This is a genomic window from Burkholderia sp. CpTa8-5 (assembly GCF_017815045.1).
Taxonomy (GTDB): Bacteria; Pseudomonadota; Gammaproteobacteria; order Burkholderiales; family Burkholderiaceae; genus Burkholderia; species Burkholderia sola.
Map to the genome: position 1 here is coordinate 164,374 of NZ_JAGIQD010000011.1, position 25,625 is coordinate 189,998.

Annotated in this window: 23 protein-coding genes; 15 read left to right on the forward strand and 8 right to left on the reverse strand. The window is 67.3% G+C overall.

Features of this window, described 5'->3' with window-relative positions:
- From urtC to ureG, 10 genes are all read left to right on the forward strand, one after another.
- Positions 1–1,188, forward strand: a complete 1,188-nt coding sequence (gene urtC, locus J8I35_RS18935) for an urea ABC transporter permease subunit UrtC (protein WP_209926536.1) — start codon at positions 1–3, stop codon at positions 1,186–1,188.
- Positions 1,185–2,042 (forward strand): urea ABC transporter ATP-binding protein UrtD, encoded by an 858-nt coding sequence (gene urtD / locus J8I35_RS18940; protein ID WP_209926538.1) that lies wholly within the window; start codon positions 1,185–1,187, stop codon positions 2,040–2,042. The genes urtC and urtD overlap by 4 nt, the downstream gene beginning before the upstream one ends.
- 4 nt (positions 2,043–2,046) lie before the next feature.
- Positions 2,047–2,739, forward strand: coding sequence for an urea ABC transporter ATP-binding subunit UrtE (urtE, locus tag J8I35_RS18945; protein WP_050011644.1), 693 nt, complete (start codon positions 2,047–2,049; stop codon positions 2,737–2,739).
- A 153-nt stretch (positions 2,740–2,892) separates the two neighbouring features.
- Positions 2,893–3,768, forward strand: coding sequence for an urease accessory protein UreD (locus J8I35_RS18950; protein WP_209926544.1), 876 nt, complete (start codon positions 2,893–2,895; stop codon positions 3,766–3,768).
- A gap of 235 nt (positions 3,769–4,003) precedes the next feature.
- Positions 4,004–4,306, forward strand: a complete 303-nt coding sequence (gene ureA / locus J8I35_RS18955; protein WP_006406310.1) for an urease subunit gamma — start codon at positions 4,004–4,006, stop codon at positions 4,304–4,306.
- An 8-nt stretch (positions 4,307–4,314) separates the two neighbouring features.
- Positions 4,315–4,620, forward strand: coding sequence for an urease subunit beta (locus J8I35_RS18960; protein ID WP_124638652.1), 306 nt, complete (start codon positions 4,315–4,317; stop codon positions 4,618–4,620).
- Positions 4,621–4,647: 27 nt separating this feature from the next.
- Positions 4,648–6,354 carry an urease subunit alpha gene (gene ureC, locus J8I35_RS18965; RefSeq protein WP_050011647.1) on the forward strand — a complete coding sequence of 569 codons (1,707 nt, stop codon included), beginning with the start codon at positions 4,648–4,650 and terminating at the stop codon, positions 6,352–6,354.
- A gap of 18 nt (positions 6,355–6,372) precedes the next feature.
- Positions 6,373–6,981 carry an urease accessory protein UreE gene (gene ureE, locus J8I35_RS18970; RefSeq protein WP_124714503.1) on the forward strand — a complete coding sequence of 203 codons (609 nt, stop codon included), beginning with the start codon at positions 6,373–6,375 and terminating at the stop codon, positions 6,979–6,981.
- The gene (locus J8I35_RS18975) at positions 6,968–7,648 is read left to right on the forward strand and encodes an urease accessory UreF family protein (RefSeq protein WP_209926546.1); all 681 of its coding nucleotides are present in this window, start codon (positions 6,968–6,970) and stop codon (positions 7,646–7,648) included. Before ureE ends, J8I35_RS18975 begins: the two co-directional genes overlap by 14 nt.
- Before the next feature lie 16 nt (positions 7,649–7,664).
- A complete protein-coding gene (ureG, locus tag J8I35_RS18980; protein WP_050011650.1) occupies positions 7,665–8,312 on the forward strand; it encodes an urease accessory protein UreG in 648 nt (215 codons plus the stop codon).
- A gap of 63 nt (positions 8,313–8,375) precedes the next feature.
- Here ureG and waaA read toward each other — a convergent pair whose 3' ends face one another.
- From waaA to J8I35_RS19000, 4 genes are all read right to left on the reverse strand, one after another.
- Entirely contained in the window at positions 8,376–9,737 is a 1,362-nt protein-coding gene (waaA, locus tag J8I35_RS18985) for a lipid IV(A) 3-deoxy-D-manno-octulosonic acid transferase (RefSeq protein WP_209926547.1), read from the reverse strand.
- 37 nt (positions 9,738–9,774) lie between these two features.
- On the reverse strand, positions 9,775–10,659 hold the full coding sequence (locus J8I35_RS18990; protein WP_006485119.1) for a Kdo hydroxylase family protein: 885 nt from the start codon (positions 10,657–10,659) through the stop codon (positions 9,775–9,777).
- 23 nt (positions 10,660–10,682) lie between these two features.
- Positions 10,683–11,726: a lipopolysaccharide heptosyltransferase I gene (gene waaC / locus J8I35_RS18995; RefSeq protein WP_310639816.1), complete on the reverse strand. Its 1,044-nt coding sequence runs from the start codon at positions 11,724–11,726 to the stop codon at positions 10,683–10,685.
- A 124-nt stretch (positions 11,727–11,850) separates the two neighbouring features.
- Positions 11,851–13,245, reverse strand: a complete 1,395-nt coding sequence (locus tag J8I35_RS19000) for a phosphomannomutase/phosphoglucomutase (protein ID WP_089488217.1) — start codon at positions 13,243–13,245, stop codon at positions 11,851–11,853.
- 246 nt (positions 13,246–13,491) lie between these two features.
- Between J8I35_RS19000 and J8I35_RS19005 the strand changes: the two genes are divergently transcribed.
- The 5 genes from J8I35_RS19005 to J8I35_RS19025 are packed head-to-tail and all read left to right on the forward strand — an operon-like array spanning position 13,492 to position 18,928.
- On the forward strand, positions 13,492–14,748 hold the full coding sequence (locus J8I35_RS19005) for an oligosaccharide flippase family protein (RefSeq protein WP_209926549.1): 1,257 nt from the start codon (positions 13,492–13,494) through the stop codon (positions 14,746–14,748).
- A complete protein-coding gene (locus J8I35_RS19010; protein ID WP_089488215.1) occupies positions 14,745–15,569 on the forward strand; it encodes a glycosyltransferase in 825 nt (274 codons plus the stop codon). The genes J8I35_RS19005 and J8I35_RS19010 overlap by 4 nt, the downstream gene beginning before the upstream one ends.
- Before the next feature lie 51 nt (positions 15,570–15,620).
- A complete protein-coding gene (locus J8I35_RS19015) occupies positions 15,621–16,757 on the forward strand; it encodes a glycosyltransferase family 4 protein (protein ID WP_209926551.1) in 1,137 nt (378 codons plus the stop codon).
- A 14-nt stretch (positions 16,758–16,771) separates the two neighbouring features.
- Positions 16,772–17,794 carry a UDP-glucose 4-epimerase GalE gene (gene galE, locus J8I35_RS19020; RefSeq protein WP_209926553.1) on the forward strand — a complete coding sequence of 341 codons (1,023 nt, stop codon included), beginning with the start codon at positions 16,772–16,774 and terminating at the stop codon, positions 17,792–17,794.
- A gap of 27 nt (positions 17,795–17,821) precedes the next feature.
- Positions 17,822–18,928 carry a glycosyltransferase gene (locus J8I35_RS19025; RefSeq protein ID WP_050011658.1) on the forward strand — a complete coding sequence of 369 codons (1,107 nt, stop codon included), beginning with the start codon at positions 17,822–17,824 and terminating at the stop codon, positions 18,926–18,928.
- Between the two features lie 94 nt (positions 18,929–19,022).
- Here J8I35_RS19025 and J8I35_RS19030 read toward each other — a convergent pair whose 3' ends face one another.
- From J8I35_RS19030 to J8I35_RS19045, 4 genes are all read right to left on the reverse strand, one after another.
- Complete coding sequence (locus tag J8I35_RS19030; RefSeq protein WP_348522275.1) at positions 19,023–21,344, reverse strand: protease pro-enzyme activation domain-containing protein; 2,322 nt, start codon at positions 21,342–21,344, stop codon at positions 19,023–19,025.
- 393 nt (positions 21,345–21,737) lie between these two features.
- Complete coding sequence (locus tag J8I35_RS19035; RefSeq protein WP_209926557.1) at positions 21,738–23,618, reverse strand: nucleoside-diphosphate sugar epimerase/dehydratase; 1,881 nt, start codon at positions 23,616–23,618, stop codon at positions 21,738–21,740.
- 12 nt (positions 23,619–23,630) lie between these two features.
- Positions 23,631–24,647: a glycosyltransferase family 4 protein gene (locus tag J8I35_RS19040; RefSeq protein WP_209926559.1), complete on the reverse strand. Its 1,017-nt coding sequence runs from the start codon at positions 24,645–24,647 to the stop codon at positions 23,631–23,633.
- Positions 24,648–24,652: 5 nt separating this feature from the next.
- Positions 24,653–25,618, reverse strand: coding sequence for an SDR family oxidoreductase (locus tag J8I35_RS19045; RefSeq protein WP_124556107.1), 966 nt, complete (start codon positions 25,616–25,618; stop codon positions 24,653–24,655).
- Positions 25,619–25,625 lie beyond the last annotated feature (7 nt).

Below are 25,625 nucleotides of genomic sequence, written 5' to 3' on the forward strand. Positions count from 1 at the left end.
GTGACTTCATACACCGATTCGATGTCGAACCCGGTCGCCGACACGTCGAAGCCCGCTGCCGGCGCGCGCGCGGCGGACGGCTTCGCGCTCGGCCTGCCGCCCCGCCCCGCGCTGCTCTCGCGTCGCGCGTGGCTCGCGCTCGTCGCGCTATGCGTGGCGATCGGCGTCGGCGTGCCGCTCGCCGCGCTCGTCGCGCCGGAAGCCAGCGCGTTCCATCTGTCCGCGTACACGATGACGCTCGCCGGCAAGCTGATGTGCTACGCGATCGCCGCGCTCGCGCTCGATCTCGTGTGGGGCTACTGCGGGATCCTGAGCCTGGGCCACGGCTTGTTCTTCGCGCTCGGCGGCTATGCGATCGGCATGTACCTGATGCGCGAGATCGGCCGCGAAGGCAAGTACGGCAGCGACCTGCCCGACTTCATGGTGTTCCTCGACTGGCACCAGTTGCCGTGGTACTGGAGCGGCACGCAGCATCTCGCGTGGGCGCTCGCGCTCGTCGTGCTCGTGCCGGCCGTGCTCGCGTGGGTATTCGGCTTCTTCACGTTCCGCTCGCGCGTGAAGGGCGTGTACCTGTCGATCATCACGCAGGCCATGACGTTCGCCGCGATGCTGCTGTTCTATCGCAACGAGACGGGCTTCGGCGGCAACAACGGCTTCACCGATTTCAAGCGCATCGCCGGCTTCTCGATCACGTCGCCGGGCACGCGCACGGTGCTGTTGCTGCTGACCTTCGCGACGCTCGTGCTCGCGTTCGTCGCCGCGCGCGCGATCGTCACGAGCAAGCTCGGACGCGTGGTGACCGCCGTGCGCGACGGCGAGACGCGGCTGATGTTCCTCGGCTACAGCCCGCTCGCGTACAAGCTGTTCGTGTGGACCGTGTCGGCCGTGCTGTGCGGCATCGCCGGCGCGCTGTACGTGCCGCAGGTCGGCATCATCAATCCCGGCGAGATGTCGCCCGGCAACTCGATCGAGATGGCGATCTGGGTCGCGGTGGGCGGGCGCGGCACGCTGATCGGGCCGATCGTCGGCGCGTTCGCAGTGAACGGCGCGAAAAGTTTCTTCACCGCGTACTTCGCCGAATACTGGCTGTTCTTCCTCGGCCTGATCTTCGTGCTCGTGCCGCTCTTGCTGCCGCACGGGATCATGGGCCTCGTCGAAACCGTGCTCGCGAAGGGGAAACGCGCATGAACGGAACGGCTCTCTATCAGTTCACGCCGCCGCTCGAGGACGAGCTGCTCGCCGTCAGCGGCAGCGCGTCGATGGGGCGCGTCGTGCCGGCCGGCATCGACACGTCGCACGGCACGATCCTCTATCTCGAGGATATCGAGGTGAGCTTCGACGGGTTTCGTGCGCTCAAGAAATTGTCGCTCGCGATCGACGCGGGCGAGCTGCGCTGCGTGATCGGACCGAACGGCGCGGGCAAGACGACGATGATGGACGTCATCACCGGCAAGACGCGGCCCGATGCGGGCAAGGTGTTTCTGGGCCAGACGATCGACCTCGCGCGGATGAACGAACCCGAGATCGCGCGGGCGGGCATCGGCCGCAAGTTCCAGAAGCCGACCGTGTTCGAACAGCATCCGGTGTGGGAAAACCTCGAACTCGCGATGCAGACCGACAAGGGCTGGCTCGCGTCGCTGCGCGCGCGGCTCGACCGTACCGCGCAGGCGAAGATCGAGGAGACGCTCGCGCTGATCGGCCTCGAAAGCCAAGCGTATCGCGCGGCCGGCGAGCTGTCGCACGGGCAGAAGCAGCGGCTCGAAATCGGCATGCTGCTGATGCAGCGTCCCGCGCTGCTGCTGCTCGACGAGCCGGCGGCCGGGATGACCGACCACGAGACGATGGAACTCGCCGAACTGCTGAACACGCTGCGCGGCACCTGCTCGATGATGGTCGTCGAGCACGACATGGAGTTCGTCGCGGCGCTCGCGGGCGACACGGGGCGCGTGACGGTGATGGCCGAAGGCGCGGTGCTCGCGCACGGCACGCTCGACCAGGTCAAGCGCGACGACGCGGTGATCGAGTCTTACCTCGGACGATGATGCGATGCTGAAAATCGAAGCGCTGAACCAGTACTACGGCGGCAGCCATATCCTGCGCAACGTGAACCTCGCGGCCGACGACGGCAAGCTCACCGTGCTGCTCGGCCGCAACGGCGTCGGCAAGAGCACGCTGCTGCGCTGCCTGATGGGGGTCGTCGCCGCGAAAAGCGGCAGCGTGTCGTGGCGCGGCACCGCGCTCGGCGCACTGCCGCCGTATGCGCGCGTCGCGGCCGGGCTCGCGTACGTGCCGCAGGGCCGCGACATCTTTCCGCGACTCACCGTCGAGGAGAACCTGCTCGTGGGCGCGGCGAGCCGCAAGGCGCCGTCGAAAGTGCCCGATCGCATCTACGACCTGTTCCCGGTGCTGAAGGACATGCGTGCGCGGCGCGGCGGCGACCTGTCGGGCGGTCAGCAGCAACAGCTCGCGATCGGCCGCGCGCTGATGAGCGAGCCGCAGCTGCTGATCCTCGACGAGCCGACCGAAGGCATCCAGCCGTCGATCATCCAGGACATCGGGCGCACGCTGCGCCAGCTCGTCGACGAATCGAAGATGACCGTGCTGCTGGTCGAACAGTATTACGATTTCGCGCGCTCGATCGCGGATCGATATTGGGTGATGAGTCGCGGGGAGGTCATCGCGGGGGGTGACGCGCGGGACATGGAGACGAACGGCGTGCGCGAGTTGATCGCGGTGTGACGGTAGGCACGGCGGTAGGCACGGCGGGGAACACGTACGGCCGACTCGCGGGACGCCCGCACGCGGCACTTCCTGCGAACGCGGCATCTGCATTATTGTTCCGGTAGCATCCACGTTCTTCGCACCCGCTTCCTCGTTTCCCGTTCGCCGCCGATGTCCGCCCCCGATTCGCACGCCACGCTGTCCCGCCCCGCCGTCGCCAAGTCGTGGTGCGGCCGCCTCGAACTCGGCTTCGAGCGGCACGGTGCGCGCACGACGCTCGCGCACCGGCTGCACGACGGCCCGTTGCGCGTGCAGCGGCCGCTGTACCCGGAAGGCGACGCGGTCTGCCACGCGGTGATCGTGCACCCACCGGGCGGCGTCGCGGGCGGCGACCGGCTCGACATCGACATCGCGCTCGGCGACGGCACGCATGCGGTGCTCACGACGCCCGGCGCGACCAAGTGGTACAAGTCGAACGGGCTCGACGCGACGCAGCGCATCGGCATCGCGGTCGGCGCGCACGCGAAGCTCGACTGGCTGCCGCAGAACAACCTGTTCTTCGACGCGGCCCACGCCGCGCTCGACTTCACGGTGACGCTCGGCGCGGGCGCGAGCGCGATCGGCTGGGACGCGACGCAGCTCGGCCGGCAGGCGGCCGGCGAAACGTGGTCGGCGGGCCGCATCGCGTCGGGTTCGGCACTCGTCGATGCCGACGGCCGACCGCTGTGGACCGAGCGCGCGCTGCTCGACGCGCGCGACCCGCTGCGCGGCGCGCTGCAGGGCCTCGCCGGCTTTCCCGCGTACGGCACGCTGTGGGCCGCCGGCGCCGCGTGCGACGCCGCGCTCGCCGAATCGCTCGCCGCGCGGATGCCGTTCGATGCGACGCTGCGCGCGGGCGCGACCTGCGTGACACCCGGCGTCGTGCTGGTCCGCGCGCTGTCGACGTCGATGGAAGCGCTGCAGCGCCACTTCACCGACTGCTGGCTGCAGTTGCGACCGATCGTGCACGGCGTCGACGCGCGGCCGCTGCGTCTCTGGCAAACCTGATCGCGCACGCGTCACGCACCGTTTCGGCGCAACGCCACCCCACACCGCGCACCCTGTACATGCATCGCGCACCACGAATGCGCACGACAGCACGCCGGATGCACATGGCACGCACCTTGCTGCTTACATAGTCGATACACGACGCACGCCAAACAGCGCGGTGCTACGATGATCCGCCCCCTGCCCGGTTGCGCGCGCACCGATAAAAATTACGTTTTCCTGAACGTCTGCCTTCATGAAACTGACTCCCCGCGAGAAGGACAAGCTGCTGATCTTCACGGCGGCGCTGCTGGCCGAGCGCCGTCGCGCACGCGGCCTGAAGCTCAACTATCCGGAGGCGGTGGCCTTCATCACTGCGGCGCTGATGGAAGCCGCGCGCGACGGCAAGACCGTGGCCGAGGTAATGCATTACGGCACGACGCTGCTCACGCGCGACGACGTGATGGACGGCGTGCCCGAAATGATTCCCGACATCCAGGTCGAAGCGACCTTCCCCGACGGCACGAAGCTCGTGACCGTCCACCACCCGATTCCGTGAGGCCCCGCATGATCCCCGGCGAAATCCTCACCGACGACGGCGAACACGAACTGAACGCGGGCCGCGCGACGCTGACGCTCGTCGTCGCGAACACCGGCGACCGCCCGGTGCAGGTCGGCTCGCACTACCACTTCTTCGAAGTCAACGACGCGCTGTCGTTCGATCGCGTGGCCGCGCGCGGCTTTCGCCTGAACATTGCGGCCGGCACCGCCGTGCGCTTCGAGCCGGGCCAGACGCGCACCGTCGAGCTGGTCGCACTCGCGGGCGATCGCGCCGTCTACGGTTTTCAGGGCAAGGTGATGGGGCCGCTGTAAGCCGCCCCGCTCTTCAGGAACAGCAACATGACACTACGCTTGAGCCGCCGCGCGTACGCGGAAATGTTCGGGCCGACGACGGGCGACCGCGTGCGGCTCGCGGATACCGAACTGCTGATCGAGATCGAACGCGACTTCACCACGTACGGCGAGGAAGTGAAATTCGGCGGCGGGAAAGTGATCCGCGACGGGATGGGCCAGTCGCAGCGCGTGGCCGCCGACGTGCCCGATACCGTCATCACGAACGCGGTGATCCTCGATCACTGGGGCATCGTGAAGGCCGACATCGCGATCAAGCACGGCCGCATCGCCGCGATCGGCAAGGCTGGCAACCCCGACATCCAGCCGGGCGTGACGATCGCGATCGGCGCCGCGACCGAAGTGATCGCCGGCGAAGGGCTGATCGTGACGGCGGGCGGCATCGACACGCACATCCACTTCATCAGCCCGCAGCAGATCGACGAGGCGCTGGCCTCGGGTGTCACGACGATGCTCGGCGGCGGCACGGGGCCGGCCACCGGCACCAACGCGACGACCTGCACGCCGGGCCCGTGGCACATGGAGCGGATGCTGCAGGCGGCCGACGGCTGGCCGATCAATCTCGGCTTCCTCGGCAAGGGCAATGCGAGCCTGCCGCAGCCGCTCGTCGAGCAGATCGCGGCCGGCGCGATCGGCCTGAAGCTGCACGAGGACTGGGGCACGACGCCCGCCGCGATCGACAACTGCCTGTCGGTCGCCGACGACACCGACACGCAGGTCGCGATCCACACCGACACGCTGAACGAGGCCGGCTTCGTCGAATCGACGGTCGCCGCGTTCAAGGGCCGTACGATCCACACGTACCACACCGAAGGCGCGGGCGGCGGCCATGCGCCCGACATCCTGAAGGTGTGCGGCGAGATGAACGTGCTGCCGTCGTCGACCAATCCGACGCGCCCGTACACGATCAACACGCTCGACGAGCATCTCGACATGCTGATGGTGTGCCATCACCTCGATCCGTCGATCGCCGAGGATCTCGCGTTCGCCGAATCGCGCATTCGCCGCGAGACGATCGCGGCCGAGGACATCCTGCACGATCTCGGCGCGCTGTCGATGCTGTCGTCCGATTCGCAGGCGATGGGCCGCGTCGGCGAAGTGATCATCCGCACGTGGCAGACCGCGCACAAGATGAAGGTGCAGCGCGGCGCACTGCCGGAAGACGGTGCGCGCAACGACAACTTCCGCGCGAAACGCTACGTCGCGAAGTACACGATCAACCCGGCGCTCACGCACGGGATCGCGCATGAAGTCGGCTCGATCGAGCCCGGCAAGTGGGCCGACCTCGTGCTGTGGGAGCCCGCGTTCTTCGGGATCAAGCCGTCGATGATCCTGAAGGGCGGGATGATCGCGCTCGCGCAGATGGGCGACCCGAACGCGTCGATCCCGACGCCGCAGCCGGTCCACTACCGCGAGATGTTCGCGACGCGCGGCGGCGCGCTCGCGCGCACGTCGCTGACCTTCGTGTCGCAGATGGCGGCCGATGCGGGCATCGCGGAGCGCTACGGCCTCGCGAAGCGGATCGTGCCGGTGCGCAATTGCCGCAACGTGACGAAGGCCGACATGATCCACAACGCATGGCGTCCGTCGATCAGCGTCGATCCGGAAACCTACGACGTGATCGCCGACGGCCAGTTGCTCACCTGCGAACCGGCGACGGTGCTGCCGATGGCGCAGCGCTATTTCCTGTTCTGATCCGGAATCCTCAGTGTCATGCGCACCCTCGACAAACGCATTGCCCCGAACGTGAAACTCGCCGCGTCGCTCGTCGCACGCGCGCCGACGCTCACGCTCGCCTATGACGCCCGCTGCAAGAGCCGCCTCGCGGCGACGCTCGACACCGGCGAGGACGTCGCAGTCCTGCTGCCGCGCGGCACCGTGCTGCGCGACGGCGACGTACTCGTCGCCGACGACGGCGCGCTCGTGCGTATCGCCGCGGCATCCGAAACGGTGCTGCTCGTGCGCGCCGCCGATCCGCTCACGCTGATGCGCGCCGCCTACCATCTCGGCAACCGCCATACGCCGGTCGAGATCGGCGACGGCTACCTGAAGCTCGAAGCCGATCCGGTGCTCGCGGACATGCTGCGCCGGCTCGGCACGCAGGTCGAAGAGGCGCGCGCGCCGTTCCAGCCGGAAGCCGGCGCGTACGGCGGCGGCCACAAGCACGGGCACGACGCGACGTTCGCCGAGGACTATGCGCTGGCGCAGCAGGTGTTCGGCGAACACCATGGACATTCGCATTCGCACGATCACGATCACGATCACGGCCATCAGCATGGTCCCGGCTGCACGCACGGCCACCACGGTCATGACCACCACTGAACTCGTCGCGCTGCTGCACCTCGCGTCGCCCGCACTACCGATCGGCGCGTACAGCTATTCGCAGGGCCTTGAAGCCGCGCTCGACGCGAACCTGATCCGCGACGCCGATTCCGCGCGCGACTGGATCGCGAGCGGCCTGACCGACGTGCTCGCGCACGGCGAATTGCCATTCCTCGCGCACCAGCTCGCCCGCTGGCAGGCGCACGACACGCACGCGCTCGCCGCCGAGAACGCGTGGTTCGTCGCGAGCCGCGAATCGGCCGAACTGCGCCGCGAAACCGAACAGATGGGCTGGTCGCTCGCGCAACTGTGCGCGTCGCTCGAATGGGGCGACGCCGCACGCCGCGCGACACTCGCGTCGCTGTCGCCGATCGCGCTGCCGACCGCGTTCGCGTACGCGGCCGCCGCACACGACGCCAGTGCCGACGCGACGCTCGCCGCGTATGCATTCGGCTGGGTCGAGAACCAGACGTCCGCCGCGCTGAAAGCCGTGCCGCTCGGGCAGCTCGCCGGACAACGCATCATCGTCGCGCTGCGCGGCGCGATCGACGCGGCCGTGCGCCGTGCGCTCGCGACGCCGCCCGACGCCGTCAACACGTTCGCGCCGCAGCTTGGCATCCTGTCCGCGCGGCACGAAACCCAGTATTCGCGGTTGTTCCGCTCCTGAACCTCTTCGCCCGACCATGAACGCACCTGCTCCCTCCTCCGCCCGCCGCACGAAGAAACTGCCGCCGCTGCGCGTCGGCATCGGCGGCCCCGTCGGCTCCGGCAAGACCACGCTGCTCGAAATGCTGTGCAAGGCGATGCGCGACAAGTACGACCTCGTCGCGATCACGAACGACATCTATACGAAGGAAGACCAGCGGCTGCTGACGGTCGCGGGCGCGCTGCCCGAGGAACGCATCATGGGCGTCGAGACGGGCGGCTGCCCGCACACGGCGATCCGCGAGGATGCATCGATCAACCTCGAAGCCGTCGACCGGATGCTGTCGCGCTTCCCAGATGCCGACATCGTGTTCATCGAGTCCGGCGGCGACAATCTCGCGGCGACCTTCAGCCCCGAGCTGTCGGACCTGACGATCTACGTGATCGACGTGGCCGGCGGCGAGAAGATTCCGCGCAAGGGCGGCCCCGGCATCACGAAGTCCGACCTGCTCGTGATCAACAAGACCGACCTCGCGCCGCTGGTCGGCGCGAATCTCGACGTGATGGCGTCCGACACGCGGAAGATGCGCGGCGAGCGGCCTTACGTGATGACGAACCTGAAGGCGCTCGACGGCGTCGCGGACGTGATCGCGTTCATCGAGAAGAAGGGTTTGCTGACGGTGTGAGCGGCATGGCGGCGGCTCACGTCGCCGCCATGCGTGCGCGGGCGGCCTTGCGCCGCCCTTCGTCTATTCGTCTTCGGAAGAGGCGTCCTGCCCACCCGGCAGCGCACGCGCACCGGCTTCGCCGGCCGGCAGCAACGCGGCGAGCACGTCGACCGTGCGCGCGGTCGCGCCACGGTGACGCGACGCGAACGCCGCGCCGGCCGCGCCCATCGCGATGCGCCGCGCCTTGTCGGCGAACAGCGCGTCGAGCACGTGCGCGAGATCGAGCGGATCCGCGACCTGCATCGCCGCACCGGCCGCGAGCGCATCGGCGGTCGCCTGCGTGAAGTTGAACACGTGCGGCCCGATCAGCACCGGCACGCCGACCGCACACGCCTCGATCAGGTTCTGCCCGCCGAGCGGCAACAGGCTGCCGCCGATGAACGCGATGTCGGCCGCCGCGTAGTACGCGCCGAGCTCGCCCATCGAATCGCCGAGCAGCACCGTCACGTCGCCGGCCAACGGTTCGGCGGCCGGCCGGCCGGCCGCGAGCGCGGCCGCATCGGCCGCCCAGGCGGAGCGCCGCACGCACTTGAGCCCGCTGCGCGCGACGAGCGCCTCGACTTCGGCGAAACGCTGCGGATGACGCGGCACGAGCACCAGCAACGCGCCGGGCGTGCGCATTTCCGCGAACGCCTGCAGCACCAGCGCTTCTTCATTCTCGCGCGTGCTGGCGGCGACCCACACCGGCCGCGCGCCGATCGCGTCGCGCCATGCATGGCCGCGCGCCGCGAGTTCCGGCGGCGTCGTCATGTCGAATTTCAGGTTGCCGAGCACGGTCACGTTGCGGGCGCCGAGCGACGTCAGCCGTTCCGCATCGGCCGGGCTCTGCGCGAGCACGCGCGAGAAGCCGCCGAACACGTCGCGCGTCGCCGTGCCGAACTTCGCCGCGCGCCGGAACGAACGCGCGGACATCCGCGCATTGGTCAGCACGAGCGGCACGTCCGCGCGGCGGCACTCGTCGATCAGCGTCGGCCACACCTCGGTTTCCATCACGAGGCCGAGCGTCGGCCGCCATGCGCGCAGGAAGCGCCGCACCGCGCCCGGCATGTCGTACGGCAGATAACAGCGCAGCACGCGATCGCCGAAGATCTGTTCGCCCGTCGCCCGGCCGCTCGGCGTCATGTGCGTGAGCAGGATGCGCGCATCGGGGCGCGCGTGCATCAGCGCATCGATCAGCGGCTGCGCGGCGCGCGTCTCGCCGACCGACACCGCATGCACCCAGATCAGCGGCGCGCGATCGTCCGGCGAACGGCCCGCGACGTGGCCGAAGCGCTCGCCGATATGCTCGCGATAGCCGCGCTCCTTGCGCGAACGCACATAGAGCCGGATCACGGCGGCCGGCGCGACGAGCCACCACAGCGCGCGATAGATCGCCCTCAGCATGCGGCCGCCCTCGAGTGACGTCGAAGCAGGTGCGCGCTCAAACCAGCGCCCTGCCCGTCAGGCGTTCGAGAATGCCGAGCGGCGCGCACTCGCGGCGCACCATCGCATCGACCGGCAGGAAGAAGGTCTGCTCGAGCATGAACTGGCCGGACATCACAGCGTGCGAAGTCTGATCGGAGAAACATATCCACACGCTGCCCGGCGGAAACGGCATCGTTTGCTGTGGACACGTCTTCTGGTAATCGAGGTCGGCCTTCATCCCGTCGTGCAGGTTCAGCATCAGGTGGTCGTATGCGCTGCGCGGCGACTTCGTCACGTGCAGCAGGTTCAGCAACCACGCCGAGCCCGGGAACTGCGGCCGGATCTTCGGCAGGAAGCGCTTCGCGACGTCCTCGAACGGCTCGCCGACGCGCCACACGCGCGGCGCGCCGGCCGGGTTCACGTTCGTGAACACGCGCAGGATCCGCTCGCCGTAGTTCGGCCGCGACGGGAATGCGTCGACGTGCAGGCGGCTGTCGTCCTTGCGCCACGACGTCTGGCGCGTTTCGACCTGCATCAGCCGCAGGCTCGTCGGCGCGACGCGCAGCTTGCCGCGATATTCGGGAAAGAGGCCGTCGACGAGCGTGCCGGCCTGCTGCTGGAAGCGCGCGACGAGCGCGCGCACGGCCGACTGCGTGACGCTGTCGCCGAGCACGCCGGCGAGCGCGCCGCCGTTCGGCGCGAGGCTGATGTTCTTGCGTTTCGGATCGGCGAGCGCCGGATCGAGCAGCGCTTCCTCGCCGCCTTCGATCGCGAAGCGCAGGTGCGGGAAATACAGCACCTTGCCTTCCTCGACCGCGGCGAGCAACTGCTCGCGCGGCGCCGACAGGTTGTGTCCGCTCCAGTCGGCGGACGGGACTTCGATGATCTGGGATTCGCTCATGATCGGTTCGCGTGTGGACAGCATTACAGGAGACCGAAGCCCGCGAGCGCCGACTTCACCTGCGCGATCGACGGGGGCTGCCCCGCCGTGCCGAGATTGACGACGTTCGGCGACCAGTAGCCGCCGGTCCGCCAGGCCGTCGCGAAATTGTACAGTTCGACCGTCGGACGCTTCAGCGCGGCCGCGATGTGAACCAGACCTGTATCAACCCCGACCGTCGCGGCCGCGCCGTCGATCAGCCCGACCACGGCCGGCAGCGACAGCTTCGGCGGCACGATCGCCGCCGCGCCGAATTCCTTCGCGAGCCGCTCGCTGGTCGCGCGTTCCGCGTCGTTGCCCCACGGCAGCACGAGCGACGCGCCGCGCCGCACGAGCGCCTGGCCGAGCTCGATCCATGCGGCGTCCGGCCACTGCTTGTCGGCGCGCGACGTCGCGTGGACGAACACGACGTACGGCACCGGCAGGTTCAGGCCGAGCGCGGCCACCGCGAGCGCCGCCGCCCGCGTGTCGAGGCCGAACTCGACCGGATCGGCCGGGGTCGGCGCCGGGTCGTCCAGCGCGGCCGCGACGAGCTGACGCGAGCGCTCGACCACGTGCGTGCGCGGCGCAATCGGCACGCGCTTGCGGTAGAAGAAGCGCACCGGCCATTCGTAGCCGGCGCCGTCGGTCCGGTTGCCGAGCCCGACGAGCGGGCCGCGCGCCCAGCTCGCGACCCACGCCGTCTTGATGAGGCCCTGGCAGTCGATCACGAGGTCGTACTGCTCGGCGGCGAGGCGCCGGCGAAACGCGCGGATCTCGCGCCACGTCGCGCCCGAGAACGGCTTCTTGCGCCAGCGGCGCAGCGAGAACGGCAGCACGTTGCGCACGCCGTCGACGAGCCGCACGAGGTCGACGAAGCTTTCCTCGACGAGCCAGTCGATCTGCGCATCGGGGTGGCGGCGCCGGATATCGGCGATCACCGGCATGTTGTGCACGACGTCGCCCAGCGACGACACGCGCACGATCAGGATCTTTTGCACGCTGAAAAAACGCCGGCTGACAGCCGGCGACAGACATAAAGGGGGGATTTTATCCCGGCCGAAGGGCCGGACAGACAAAAAGCGGCCGCGCGCCTGGGGCGCGCGCCGCTTTTCGGGACCAGCACGGCCGCTGAACGGGCCGTCGTACGGGCGGCCCGCTAGCCGCCGGCGCTCAGAACGGCAGCTTCACGTCCGGCTTCGCGGCCGTCAGCACGCGGCGGAAGTCGTCCTGGATACGCTTGAGCCCTTCCTGCGTCTCGGCTTCGAAGCGCATCACGACGACCGGCGTCGTGTTCGACGAACGCGCGAGGCCGAAGCCGTCCGGGTACTCGACGCGCAGGCCGTCGATCGTCACGACTTCGTCGGCGCCGTCGAACTTCGCCTCTTTCTGCAACTGCTCGATCAGGCGGAAATTCTCGCCTTCGTCGAGCCAGAGCTGCAGTTCGGGCGTGCTCATCGCGTCCGGCAGGCTGTTGAGCAGCGCGCTCGGATCGGCCGTCTTCGCGAGAATCTCGAGCAGGCGCGCGCCGGTGTACAGGCCGTCGTCGAAGCCGTACCAGCGATCCTTGAAGAACACGTGGCCGCTCATTTCGCCGGCGAGCGGCGCACCCGTCTCGCGCAGCTTCGCCTTCACGAGCGAGTGCCCCGTCTTCCACATCAGCGGCTCGCCGCCCTTCGACTTCACCCACTGCGCGAGGTGGCGCGTGCACTTCACGTCGTAGATGATCTGGGCGCCCGGGTTGCGCGACAGCACTTCTTCCGCGAACAGCATCAGCTGGCGGTCCGGATAGATGATCTGGCCGTCCTTCGTGACGACGCCCAGGCGGTCGCCGTCGCCGTCGAACGCGAAGCCGAGCTCCGCATCGGTGTCCTTCAGCGCCTGGATCACGTCCTGCAGGTTTTCCGGGTGGGCGGGATCGGGGTGGTGGTTCGGGAACGTGCCGTCGATGTCGGTGAAGCGCTCGACGAGCTCGCAGCCGAGCGCCTTGAACAGGCGCGTCGCGAGCGGGCCGGCGACGCCGTTGCCGGCGTCGACCACGAGCTTCAGCGGCCGCGCGAGCTTCACGTCGCCGACGATGCGCGCGATGTATTGATCGGCGACGTCGATTTCCTCATAGGTGCCGCTGCCCGTCTCGAAGCGCTCGTCGACGATGCGGCGATACAGCGCCTGGATCTGCTCGCCGTAGATCGCGGCGCCGCGCAGCACCATCTTGAAGCCGTTGTAGTCGGGCGGGTTGTGGCTGCCCGTGACGACGATGCACGAATCGACGCGGCGCTCGCCGCCCTTCAGCGCGAGCGGCACGTTCGCCGCGAAATAGCCGACCGGCGTCGGCACCATGCCGACGTCGACGACGTCGACACCGGCCGCCCGCAGGCCGTCGGCCAGCGCGCCGACGAGTTCCGGCCCGGACAGGCGGCCGTCGCGCGCGACGACGACCGCATCGCCGCCCTGCGCACGCACTTCGCTGCCGAATGCGCGGCCGATCCCGCGCGCCGTGTCGACGTCGAGTGTCTTGCCGACCACGCCACGGATGTCATATGCCTTGAAGATGGATTGGGAGATCATCGATTCTCTTCTCTCTCAGTTGCGTGCATGGAAAATTGTCTGGCTTGGCTGGCCGCCTCTCGCCGGTGCCGCGCATGATACAGGCGGCCCCGCAAAACAAGGAACGGAACGGCTGGAGCGGTCGCGATCCCACTTATAATCGCGGGTTTTGATGACGCGCATACCGCCTATTTTAATGCCTAGCCGTCCCGCCGCCGCCCACCCGCCGCTTTCGGCCGCCCCCCGCGCGCGCCGTCGCTGCCGCGCATGCTGAAGCGCTTCGGCAACCCGGACGTCGCGAAAGCCGTCGCGAACCTCGTCTGGCTGGGCCTCGAACGGCTCACGCAGATCGGCGTCGCGATCGCGATCAGCGGCCTGCTGGCCCGTTATTTCGGGCCAGATGTGTTCGGCAAATGGCAGTATGCGAATACGCTTCTCCTGGTACTGGCGCCGCTCACCTGGGTGTGCGGCGCGGAAATCCTCGTCCCGACCATCGTCCAGCGCCCGCCCGCCCAGCTCGGCGCGGTGCTCGGCAGCGCGTTCGTGCTGCGCATCGCCGTGTCGGTCGCCGCGCTCGCCGCGACCTGGATCGCGATCGCCGCGGGCGCCTTCGACCCGCTGGTCGGCGCGATGCTCGCGGGCCTCGCGGTCACGATGGTGTTTCGCGAGCCGTTCGTCGGCGTGATCAACGCGTGGCTGCAGAGCATGACCTACAGCAAGCCGCAGCTCGTCGCCAGCATGGTCACCGCGCTCGCGAAGGCGCTGCTCGTCTGGCTGCTGGTGCGCGCGTCCGCCGGCCCCGCCCGCTTCGCGTGGCTGTGGGCGCTGGAAGCCGCCGCGATCGGCCTCGCGCTGCTGCTGTACTACCGCCATCGTAACGGCGGCGCGCTCGGCTGGAGGTTCGACACATCGCTGTTCCGGCACTTTGCAACGGCCGGCACCGTGTTCTGGCTCGGCCTCATCTGCATGTACCTGTTCCTGAAACTCGACCGCCTGATGCTCGAGCGCCACGTGTCGTTCGCCGATCTCGGCCGCTATTCGGCCGCGCAGCAGCTCAACGAGAACTGGATCACGCTCGCGCTGATGCTCGCGCAGACCATCGCGCCCGCGTTCGTGTACCGCGTGCAGGACGTCGCGCGGCTGCGCCGCAACATCGTCCGGCTGATCGCGATGACGGCCGGCCTGATGACGGCCGGCGCGCTCGTGCTCGACGCGGCCGCCCCGCTGATCGTCGGCAAGGTGTTCGGCCGCGGCTACGAGGCGTCGGTCGACATCTTCCGCTGGGCCGTCTGGCTGTCCGTGCCGGCCGGCATCGAGGCGATAGGCAATCTTATCGTTCTCAAATATCAAGCAAAATTCGTGTTGCTGTCGAAATGGCTGCTCGCGCTGGCGATCGCCGTGCTCGTCAACCTGTTCGCGATCCCGCGGCTTGGCCTGTACGGCGCGCTCGTCGGGCTGGCGGCCGGCTACCTGGCTGCTGCTGCCGTCAACTTTTATTACATCCGTTTCAAGCTGCGAACATGACGTCCCCTGATTGCCCGCCCCCGCTCGACGACGTGGCCGTGCTGATGCCGGCCTACAACGGGCACGACGACGTCGCCCGGACCCTCGCGTCGTTTCGCGAGGACGCACCCGTGCACGTGCTGATCGTCGACGACGGCAGCACGCCGCCGATCGTCGCGCCCGACCTGCCAGGCCTGTCGATCGACGTGCTGCGCATGCCGCGCAACGGCGGCATCGAACGCGCGCTGGCGGCCGGCATCGACGCGCTCGCCGCGCGCGGCTTCCGCTATGCGGCCCGCATCGATGCGGGCGATCTCGCCACGCCGCAGCGCCTGGCGAAAGAACGCGCGTATCTCGACGCCCACCCGCGCGTGGCCTGCGTCGGCATGTGGACGCAGGTCGTGTCGCGCGCCGGCGAGCCGCGCTTCATGCTGACGCCGCCCGCCGACCCGCGCACGTTGCGCCGCACGCGCTTCCTGCGCTCGCCGCTCGTGCATCCGTCGGTCATGTTGCGCATCGACGCCGTGCGCGAAGTGGGCAACTATCGGGCGAAGTACCGCGCGGCCGAGGATCTCGATCTTTTTTTACGGTTAATGCAACGCTACGATTGCGCGAACCTGCCGGAACTCGGCCTGTATTACGAGCTTAACGAGGGCGGGATCAGTGCGACCAAACGCCGGCGCCAGCTGGTGTCGACGCTCACGCTGCTGCTGCGCCACTTCAACGTGCTGAACCCGTACGACTGGGCCGGCCTCGCCAAGAACCTGCTGCATTTCGTGACGCCGTACCGTACGCTGCAGCGCATCAAGCAGACGCTGTTCGCCGCGCGGCCGTCCGCCTGACGCGCATCCGGCCCGTCCGGCAATTACGACGCTTTATTTTTTCTTTTTTTCATGTCCACCACGTCCCCGCTGCGCATCGCGCTCGTCTGCAACACGGCCTGGGCGATCCATACGTATCGCCACGGGCTGATCCGTGCGCTCGTCGCGCGCGGCGCCGAGGTCGTCGTGATCGCGCCGCACGACCGCACGGTGCCGCTGCTCGAGCAGATGGGCTGCCGTTACGTCGCGCTTGCCGTCGCGTCGAAAGGCACGAGCCCGCGCGAGGATCTCGGCACGCTCGCCGCGCTCGCGCGCCACTACCGCGCGCTGCGGCCCGATCTCGTGTTCCATTACACGATCAAGCCGAACATCTACGGCTCGGTGGCCGCGTGGCTCGCGCGCGTGCCGTCGATCGCGGTGACGACGGGCCTCGGCTACGTGTTCATCCAGAAGAGCCGCGCGGCGAGCGTCGCGAAGCGCCTGTACCGGTTCGCGTTCCGCTTCCCGCGCGAGGTGTGGTTCCTCAATCGCGACGATCTCGCGACCTTCACCGACGAGCGCTTGCTCGCGCATCCCGAGCGCGCGCGGCTGCTGCACGGCGAAGGCGTCGATCTCGAACAGTTCTCGCCCGTGCCGCTGCCGGGCGGCGACGCGCCCGTCTTCATCCTGATCGGCCGGCTGCTGTGGGACAAGGGCGTACGCGAATACGTCGAGGCCGCGCGTCTCGTGCGCGAGCGCTTTCCGAACGCGCGCTTCCAGCTGCTCGGGCCGCTCGGCGTCGACAATCCGAGCGCGATCGGTCGCGCGGACGTCGACGCATGGGTCGGCGAAGGCATCGTCGAGTATCTCGGCGAAGCGCACGACGTGCGCCCGCACATCGCGGCGGCCGATTGCGTCGTGCTGCCGTCGTACCGAGAGGGCGTGCCGCGCACGTTGATGGAAGCATCGGCGATGGGCCGCCCGATCGTCGCGACCGACGTGCCGGGTTGCCGCGACGTCGTCGCCGACGGCGAAACGGGCTTCCTGTGTCGCGTGCGGGACAGCGCGAGCCTCGCGGAGCAAATGAATCGCATGATCGCGCTCGGGCCGCAAGGCCGGGCGACGATGGGCGCAAGCGGCCGGCACAAGGTCGCGGCGGAATTCGACGAACAGCAGGTCGTCGAACGCTACCGGGAGACCATCCATTCGTTGACGGGATTCACACTCTGAAGGAGCGCATCAGCATGACCGCTAAAGGCACCATCCTCGTTACCGGCGGCGCGGGCTATATCGGCTCGCACACGGCCGTCGAGCTGCTCGACAACGGCTACGACGTCGTGATCGTCGACAACCTCGTGAACAGCAAGGCCGAATCCGTGCGCCGCATCGAGCGGATCACGGGCAAGACGCCCGCGTTCCACCAGGTCGACGTGTGCGACGAAGCCGCGCTCGCGAAGGTATTCGACGCGCACCCGATCACCGGCACGATTCACTTCGCGGCGCTCAAGGCCGTCGGCGAATCGGTCGCGAAGCCGCTCGAGTACTACCAGAACAACATCGGCGGCCTGCTCGCCGTGCTCAAGGTCATGCGCGAGCGCAACGTCAGGCAGTTCGTGTTCAGCTCGTCCGCGACCGTGTACGGCGTGCCCGAACGCTCGCCGATCGACGAATCGTTCCCGCTGTCCGCGACGAACCCGTACGGCCAGTCGAAGCTGATCGCCGAGCAGATCCTGCGCGATCTCGAAGTCTCGGACCCGTCGTGGCGGATCGCGACGCTGCGCTACTTCAACCCGGTCGGCGCGCACGCGAGCGGGCTGATCGGCGAGGATCCGGCCGGCATCCCGAACAACCTGATGCCGTACGTCGCGCAGGTCGCGGTCGGCAAGCTGGAAAAGCTGCGCGTGTTCGGCTCCGACTACCCGACGCCGGATGGCACCGGTGTGCGCGACTACATCCACGTCGTCGATCTCGCGAAGGGGCACATCGCCGCGCTCGACGCACTGGCCAAGCGCGACGCGAGCTTCGTCGTGAACCTCGGCACCGGGAAAGGCTACAGCGTGCTGGAAGTGGTGCGCGCGTTCGAGAAGGCGTCGGGCCGTCCGGTGCCGTACGAACTCGTCGCGCGCCGCCCGGGCGACATCGCCGAGTGCTATGCGAACCCGCAGGCCGCGGCCGACATCATCGGCTGGCGTGCGACGCTCGGCATCGAGGAAATGTGTGCCGACCACTGGCGATGGCAGGAGGGGAACCCGCGCGGTTTTGTATAATCCGCTGTCCATTTTTCGAGCGATCCCATGCTCAGCTTCGCGTCCGGCTTCATCGTCTCCTTGCTCGTCACGCTGTTCATCGTGCGCTACGCGCACCTTCACGAGAAATTCTCGATCGACAGCGACCTGGCCGGCGTGCAGAAATTCCACGTGCGGCCCGTGCCGCGCGTCGGGGGCATCGGGATCCTCGCCGGGGTCGTCGTGGCCGCGCTGCTCGTGTCGCGGCGCTATCCGACGATCGCCGGCAGCATTCTCGGGATCGTCGCCTGCGGGATGCCGGCGTTCCTGTCGGGCCTCGTCGAAGACCTGACCAAGCGCGTGTCGCCGCGCGCACGGCTGCTCTGCACGATGGGCGCGGCCGCGCTGGCGTTCTGGCTGCTGGGCATCGCGGTCAAGCGCATCAGCGTGCCGCCGCTCGATTTCCTGCTCGGCTACGTGGCCATCTCGGCGTTCATCACGGTGCTCGCGGTCGCGGCGCTCGCGAACGCGATCAACATCATCGACGGGTTCAACGGGCTCGCGTCGATGGTCAGCTTCATGATGTTCGCGTCGCTCGCGTATGTCGCGTTCCATGTGAACGACCCGGTCGTGATGTCCGCGTCGATCATCATGATGGGCGCGGTGCTCGGCTTCTTCCTGTGGAATTTCCCGGCGGGGCTGATCTTTCTTGGCGACGGCGGCGCGTATTTCATCGGGTTCATGCTTGCCGAGCTTGCGATCATGCTGGTGATGCGCAATCGCGAGGTGTCCGCTTGGTATCCGGTGCTGTTGTTCATGTATCCGATCTTCGAGACCTGCTTCTCGATCTACCGGAAGAAGTTCATCCGCGGGATGTCGCCGGGGATTCCGGACGGCGTGCATCTGCATATGCTCGTGTACAAACGGCTGATGCGGTGGGCCGTCGGGACGAAGCACGCGCATGATCTGACGCGGCGGAATTCGCTCACGTCACCTTATCTGTGGTTGCTGTGCCTCGTCGCGGTGATACCGGCGACGCTGTTCTGGCGGCATACCGTGCATCTGTTCGTGTTTGTCGTGGTGTTCGCGCTGACGTATGTGTGGCTTTATCTCAGCATCGTCAGGTTCAGGGCGCCGCGGTGGATGGTGGTGAGGAAGGAGAAGCGGGGGCATTGAGGGGCCACTGCCAGCCTGTTGCCCGGCTCGCACGGCCCGCCGCCGGTGGCGGGGGCCGTACGGATATTCGGCCGCGAAGCGACGAGTGAAACGGCTAGGCGCCTGCTGTGTTCGTGCTCCAGCGCGGCAATGGCACATAGATCACGACGTTACCGTCGTCCTGAACATAAGTCGCCGCGCCTGAATTGCCGCTCGTGCCGGAATACCAGAGCGGGACACCCGTCGAACTGTAGACGACCAGATTGCCATCCGTTTGCATCGCCGCGAATGCGCCCGGATGACTATAAGTACCCGAATTCCATTGCACAACGCCTTGGCGAAGCAGCACGAGATTTCCGTCTCCCTGCATGACCAGCACGTTCGCGCCATTGCCTGAAGTAAAACTCTGGCCACTGCCGAGGGTAACGCCACCCTTCCAGACCGCCGGGCCGGTCGTGGAGTTCGCGTATACGCTGGAAGCGGTCGATGTGTCGAACACCGGAACAAACGATCGGTATATCACCAGGTTGCCGTCGTCCTGCACGACGAGAAACTGGCTGTAGGACGTGCTGCTGGTCGTCGAGTTCCACAGCGCGTTGCCGCTCGCGCCGTACACCACGAAGTTGCCATCGTCCTGGAAGACGGCATACGCTCCGGCATTTCCGTAAGTGCCTGAATTCCACACCGCAGCACCATTGGCGGTGTTGTAAAGCACGAGGTTGCCGTCATTCTGCATCGCCAACTGATGGCTTCGGGAAGCCGAATACAGGATTTGCCCCGGCCTGAGCGTCGTACCTTGGTTGATCACACCGCCGTAAATCGCCGCCGTCGAACCACATATCGCGGAATACATCGCGCTGACGTTCGGCGTGCCCCAGCCGGTCACGAAATCCCATCCCGAGCCTGCACTATATGCGCCGTTCGACCCGAAGGTGATATCGCGAAGGATCGATGGCGTCGTGGCCTGGACGCTGTACAGCGTGGGCGCCGCAAAACCGAGATTCGTCGCGCAGGGCCCGGACAGCATGCGGGCCCAGGTCGCAGCAAACAGCGGCGCGGACAGGCTCGTCCCACCCATTGTCACGAGTTGTCCGCCCACGACGACTGCTTCGCCGCTGTTCGGATCGGCGTCGAATGCAATGTCCGGCATACCCCGAAAAGCGCGGCCCTTGAGCGCCGGAACATTCGACTGCCACGACGGGATCGGCTCGATGCCACTGATGCCGCCCCCACTGGAATCCCAGGCCGTCTCGCCTGCGTAGCTGCCGTTCCCGTTCGTATAGAGCGTCGTGCCGCCGACAGCCACCACGTACGGTGACGTCGCGGGGTATTGCACCGATGTGCCAGAGCAGCCGTACGCCACGCTGCCTGAATCGCCGGAACTGACCGAAAAAGTCTGCCCCTGCGCGACGGCGAGCTGGAACAGCGTGTCGATGACCGCCGTCGGCGCCCAGTTCTCGCAACCGCCGATCGACATGTTGATGACCCGGGCGGTGTTGTCGGTCACGGCGCGATTGATTGCAAGCGCCATATCGCTCCACGCGAACGACCGCGCAACGTAGAAATTGAGTTGCTTGAGGCCGCCTGACATCCCGACGATGGTCTGGCTATCGAGCGACCATTCCATGGTTGCGCTCGTGTCCCCGCTCGACAGTCCGGCATGAATCACGGAAACGGGTACGGCGGGCAGATGGTTATTGCTTTCGAACGTCGCCAGATCGATGACGGACTGCGTCACGTCGCCTTCGGCAATGATGCCGACTGTGATGTTCGCCGCCGTCGGGGCGCTGCCGACGGAATAGATGCGGGGAAAATCCGTCGGATTGTGGCCCACCGTGACGGCGGAAGTCGTCGGCGATGCGTTCGCCGTTGGCGCGGCGGCGGCATTGGACGCGCGTACGAAATTCGGGCGCAGGCGAGTCGCGGTATCGAGCCCGAGAACTCCTTGAACGACACCGCCGATCGCATCGGGCACCGTCTCCGGGGCGGTGTTGATATGCGTGCTGGTGCCGTCCGCCATCGCGACCGGTACGAGCGTCGTCTGGAACACACCCGATATCACGCCGGCCGGGGCATCGGCTTCGACGATCATGTTGTTGCCGGCGACGCTGATGTTCGTGAAGCCTTTACTTGCCAAGTAGGCCTTCACGGTGGCAACCTGGGTCGTGGTGGGTGCGTACCGCGCAGCAATCTGGGCAGAAGTCAGCACGGCCCCGAAGTTGGCGCTGCCGGGTGTCCGCGCTTGCTGCACGAAGCGGTTCAGCCCGGCTTCGTCATTGAGCTTGAGCACCAGCGCAACATGGACGGGCGCCGTCGCACTCATAGGCGCCGCGCTAACCGCGTTACCGGTGGCCCGCAGCGCCGACAGTTTGCCCGCCTGCGCGGCAGTCACAGTCGGACCCGCGTCGTCGCCGCCGCAGCCTGCGAGCGCAAGCACCAAGAGTGCCGCCCCTATTCCCCTGACAAGTTGTTCCGTTTTCATCGAATTGGTATGGACCGTAGAGCCTCGTATTTGGCTTCTCGCCTTTTTTCTTTACGGCAATCGCACGGCTACCTTGAGGAAAACATAGGAAGGAATCGGTGGGTAGTCAAATACTCCGATGTATCGAACCCGAAGTTCGGGCAGCGAAATTTGCCTCTGCGGTCGCGCCCCAATAGACGTCGCACGAGCCTCGGATGTTGCTCGACCGCATGCATCGCCTCCGCAACGCGTCCCGCGCCAATCCGGATGTGCTTGCGGCGAACCTACCAATAAAAATGCCGTTCAGTTGGCTACTGAACGGCATCGATTCCGCGATCGCCTGTTATTTCGCGATCTATTACGGCGCGATCACTCGCTGGCAATCGCCCGTCTCGGCACGCTCTGAAGCACCGGAGTCGCCGTCGTCTGATATTCCGGCACCCAGCGCCGCAGATCGCGCCGCACTTCGTCGTCGCTGAGCACGCGGTGCTGCATCAGCCAAGGCAATAGCTCATCGAGCAGATGGTCCGGCACTTCCCGCGCACGCGCGATTCGCAGCTTCGGATGCGGCGTGCGTGTGGTCGTCTCATCGTCCGCGAGCAATTCCTCGTAGAGCTTCTCGCCAGGCCGCAGCCCCGTGAATTCGATCCGGATCTGCCCTTCAGACAAACCGTACAGACGAATCAGGTCACGCGCGAGATCGACGATCTTGACCGGCTCGCCCATGTCGAGGATGAAGATCTCTCCGCCGCGCCCCATGCTCGACGCCTGCAGCACGAGTTGCGACGCTTCCGGAATCGTCATGAAAAAGCGCGTGATCTCGGGATGCGTGACCGTCACCGGCCCGCCCTTCGCGATCTGCTGCTGGAACTTCGGAATCACGCTGCCGGCACTGCCGAGCACATTGCCGAAGCGCACCGTCTCGAACTGTGTGCCGTCGCTCGTCTGCTGCAACGCCTGGCACGCCATCTCGGCGAGGCGCTTGCTCGCGCCCATCACATTGGTCGGATTGACCGCCTTGTCGGTCGAGATCAGCACGAAGTGACGCACGTCGTGGCGAATCGCCGCGCGGGCCACGCGATAGGTGCCGAGCACGTTGTTGCGCAGCGCCTGCCACGCGTTGTGCTCTTCCATCAACGGCACGTGCTTGTACGCAGCCGCGTGGAACACGATGTGCGGTGCGTGACGCGACATCACCTGGTCGAGCAGCAGCGAGTCTTTCGCATCGCCGATGATCGGCAGGACGGACAGATCGGGAAAGCGCTCGCGCAGTTCCTCGGTCAGCCGATACATCGCGTATTCGGACAGGTCGAACGCGACGAGCTGCGCCGGCTTGAAGCGGAGGATCTGCCGGCACAGTTCGGAGCCGATCGAGCCGCCCGCTCCCGTCACCATCACGACGCGGCCGCGCAGCAACGCCTCGACGTGCGGTGTGTCGATCGTCACCGCGTCGCGGCCGAGCAGATCCTCGAGATCGATGTTCCGTACCTGCGACAGGAAGCCCTGCCCCGGCATCAGCGCGGTCAGCGACGGCAGCACCATCGCCTTGATGCCGGCGCGCACACACAGCGTCGCGACGCGACGCTGGGTCTCGACCGACGCCGACGGAATCGCGATGATCGCGTATTCAACCTTCAGCGCGTCGGTCCAGTGCTTCAGGTCGTTGAACGAGCCGAGTACCTTGTAGCCGTAGATTTCGCGGCCCTGCTTCGTGACGTCATCGTCGAGCAAGCCGACCAGACGCCATTCGCCGGAACGCGACAGCTCGCGCGCAAGGCTCGCGCCGGCCGTGCCGGCGCCAAGCACCAGCACCGGCTTGCCCTTGCCGACGAGCCCGCCATACAGGTAGTACTCCTTCGTCGCGCGGTACAGCGCCCGGGCACCGCCCATTACCAGGAACAGCATCAGCGGTGACACGAGCAGCACCGAACGTGGAATGATCGGCTGCGGCTGGAACATCACGGCGCCGATCATCACGATCACGCCGCCGCCGATGACTGCCTTTGAAATCCGCATCAGATCGGGAAGGCTCGCAAACACCCACAGCCCGCGGTACAGCCCAAACACGAGGAACATCAGCGCGTAGACCGGCAACACCCAGACGAGCGCCATCAGCGCGCCGCCCATGAAATCGGACGGAACGCTGCCGTTGAATCGGACGAGATAGGCGAACAACCACGCGGCGGTGACCGCCGTCAGGTCAAACAGGAAAGCGCTCAGCGAAAGCCATGATGCTTTGGATCGCAACATCGGCGGGAAACCTCAAGAGTTATTTTCGGCGGCGGACTGAAACCGGCGCCAGCGCACGTCGATCACCCATCCGAACCATGCCAGGACGGCGTACCACGCGAAGAACGACAGCCATTGCTGCCATTCCGGGCGGTCCTTTGCCCACACGGCGACGATTATGCCTGCGAGCATGATGAGGTACCAATAAAGAGCGGTCCGACCGTGACCTACGCCTGATCGGACCATCCTTTGATAATAGTGCTCCCGGTGCGCTTGCCAGAACTTTTCGCCGCGTAACAGACGTCTCAGAAGTGTTACAGATGCGTCAGCAATAAAGGGCGCGAACACTAGGGCTGGAAACCAGATCGGCCACACGCTCGTACGCCAGCCCCAATAGCCGAGCGCGCCGGCCAGGAAACCGAGCGGGATTGAGCCGGCATCGCCGAGAAACAGCCTCGCCGGATGGAAGTTGAGTAGCAGGAAGCCGAACGCCGCGCCCGCCACCGCCGCGGCGGTCAAGGCGAGATCGGGGGACGGATGCGCGCCGGTCGCTGCCGCGATCGCGTACGCGCCGAAGCCGAACAGCGCCATGCCGCCCGCGAGGCCGTCGGCGCCGTCCATGAAGTTGTACAGGTTCGTGAGCCAGACCATCACGAAGCCGACGCCGACGAGCAGCCACCACGGCGCATCGGCTGGATAGACCGCGATCAGCGCGACGACGGCCGCCAGGTGCACCGAGAACCGCACGCGGGCCGGTAGCCCGCGTCGATCGTCGATCTGCGACATCGCGGCAAGCGCGGCGGCGGAGACTGCGATCAGCCACAGGTGCGGCGCCAGCACCAGCAGCGCGACGGTGCAAACCGGCACGATGCCCCAGCCGCCGACGCGCGGCGTCGGGAGCGTATGGAGCGAACGATCGTTCGGGATGTCGGTGGCGAGGCGCCAAGCGAGGCCGGTCGCGAGCAGCACGCGCAGGATGGCCGTCGATGCGATGGCGGCGGCCAACGCCACCGTAACCGCCAGGGGCCACGTGAATATCGGGAAATGCATGTGGGCTATTGTTGTGTATCGCGCGAACGATACCATGCAGCGGTCGCTTCGAGGCCCTGCCGAGTCGTATAAGGCGGTTGCCAGCCAAGCACGCGCTTGATTCGGCCCGTGTCGAGCTGCAGGCTGCCGGTCAGGCGGTCGATCGCCGCGCTGCGGCCGGTCAGCTTGCCGAGCGCACGTAGCAACGCAGCCGGAACCGGCAGAAGCCGCGCCGGCTTGCCAAGAGCGTCGCCGACCAGACGCAACAGGCCCGTGACGGACGGTGCGTCGTCGTCGGCGACGTGGAAGCATTCGCCGGCCGCGCGCGGGTCCGTCGCGCATTGCAGCATCGCATCGGCGAGATTGTCCACGTAGACGATACTGCGGCGCGCGGAGACAGAACCGAGCGGCAGCGGAATCCCGCGCGCCACCGCGTCCATCATTCGCAGAAAATTGGCACGGACGGACGGGCCGTAGACGAGCGGCGGTCGCACGACGACGACATCGAGCCCGGCCGATGCACCGAACTGCACGAGTTGCTGCTCCGCACGCAGTTTCGAGCGGCCGTATGCGTCCTGTGGGTCGGGATGCATGCTTTCGGACAACGGCGCGCCGCCGTCGCTTTCGCCCACCGCCTTGATGCTGCTCGCGTACAAGATCCGACGCACGCCATGCTTGCGCGCGGCTTCGGCAAGACGCAGCGTGCCCGCGACGTTGGTCGCATCGAATGCGGCGTCGGGATCGGGCGACTCATCGCGCATGACGTGCACGCGTGCGGCCAGGTGGATCACGCAATCGGCGCAGAGGTCGGCCGGCCACGCTTCGTCGAGGCCATCGAAGTCGGCACCGCCATGCACCCATTCTCGTACGCCGTCGACGCATCCGCCCGGCCGCCGCACCAGTGCGGTGACGGCGTGCCCCGCGGCCAACGCGCGACGACAAACCGCGCGGCCGACGAAGCCGTTCGCGCCGGTAACGACGAGATGCGTCATGGTCGCC

Bases quoted from the DNA above. Each gene is read 5' to 3' on its own strand.
- urtD (WP_209926538.1), top strand. From the start codon at position 1,185: ATGAACGGAACGGCTCTCTATCAGTTCACGCCGCCGCTCGAGGACGAG.
- urtE (WP_050011644.1), top strand. From the start codon at position 2,047: ATGCTGAAAATCGAAGCGCTGAACCAGTACTACGGCGGCAGCCATATC.
- J8I35_RS18950 (WP_209926544.1), top strand. From the start codon at position 2,893: ATGTCCGCCCCCGATTCGCACGCCACGCTGTCCCGCCCCGCCGTCGCC.
- ureA (WP_006406310.1), top strand. From the start codon at position 4,004: ATGAAACTGACTCCCCGCGAGAAGGACAAGCTGCTGATCTTCACGGCG.
- J8I35_RS18960 (WP_124638652.1), top strand. From the start codon at position 4,315: ATGATCCCCGGCGAAATCCTCACCGACGACGGCGAACACGAACTGAAC.
- ureC (WP_050011647.1), top strand. From the start codon at position 4,648: ATGACACTACGCTTGAGCCGCCGCGCGTACGCGGAAATGTTCGGGCCG.
- ureE (WP_124714503.1), top strand. From the start codon at position 6,373: ATGCGCACCCTCGACAAACGCATTGCCCCGAACGTGAAACTCGCCGCG.
- J8I35_RS18975 (WP_209926546.1), top strand. From the start codon at position 6,968: ATGACCACCACTGAACTCGTCGCGCTGCTGCACCTCGCGTCGCCCGCA.
- ureG (WP_050011650.1), top strand. From the start codon at position 7,665: ATGAACGCACCTGCTCCCTCCTCCGCCCGCCGCACGAAGAAACTGCCG.
- waaA (WP_209926547.1), bottom strand. From the start codon at position 9,737: ATGCTGAGGGCGATCTATCGCGCGCTGTGGTGGCTCGTCGCGCCGGCC.
- J8I35_RS18990 (WP_006485119.1), bottom strand. From the start codon at position 10,659: ATGAGCGAATCCCAGATCATCGAAGTCCCGTCCGCCGACTGGAGCGGA.
- J8I35_RS19000 (WP_089488217.1), bottom strand. From the start codon at position 13,245: ATGATCTCCCAATCCATCTTCAAGGCATATGACATCCGTGGCGTGGTC.
- J8I35_RS19005 (WP_209926549.1), top strand. From the start codon at position 13,492: ATGCTGAAGCGCTTCGGCAACCCGGACGTCGCGAAAGCCGTCGCGAAC.
- J8I35_RS19010 (WP_089488215.1), top strand. From the start codon at position 14,745: ATGACGTCCCCTGATTGCCCGCCCCCGCTCGACGACGTGGCCGTGCTG.
- J8I35_RS19015 (WP_209926551.1), top strand. From the start codon at position 15,621: ATGTCCACCACGTCCCCGCTGCGCATCGCGCTCGTCTGCAACACGGCC.
- galE (WP_209926553.1), top strand. From the start codon at position 16,772: ATGACCGCTAAAGGCACCATCCTCGTTACCGGCGGCGCGGGCTATATC.
- J8I35_RS19025 (WP_050011658.1), top strand. From the start codon at position 17,822: ATGCTCAGCTTCGCGTCCGGCTTCATCGTCTCCTTGCTCGTCACGCTG.
- J8I35_RS19035 (WP_209926557.1), bottom strand. From the start codon at position 23,618: ATGTTGCGATCCAAAGCATCATGGCTTTCGCTGAGCGCTTTCCTGTTT.
- J8I35_RS19040 (WP_209926559.1), bottom strand. From the start codon at position 24,647: ATGCATTTCCCGATATTCACGTGGCCCCTGGCGGTTACGGTGGCGTTG.
- J8I35_RS19045 (WP_124556107.1), bottom strand. From the start codon at position 25,618: ATGACGCATCTCGTCGTTACCGGCGCGAACGGCTTCGTCGGCCGCGCG.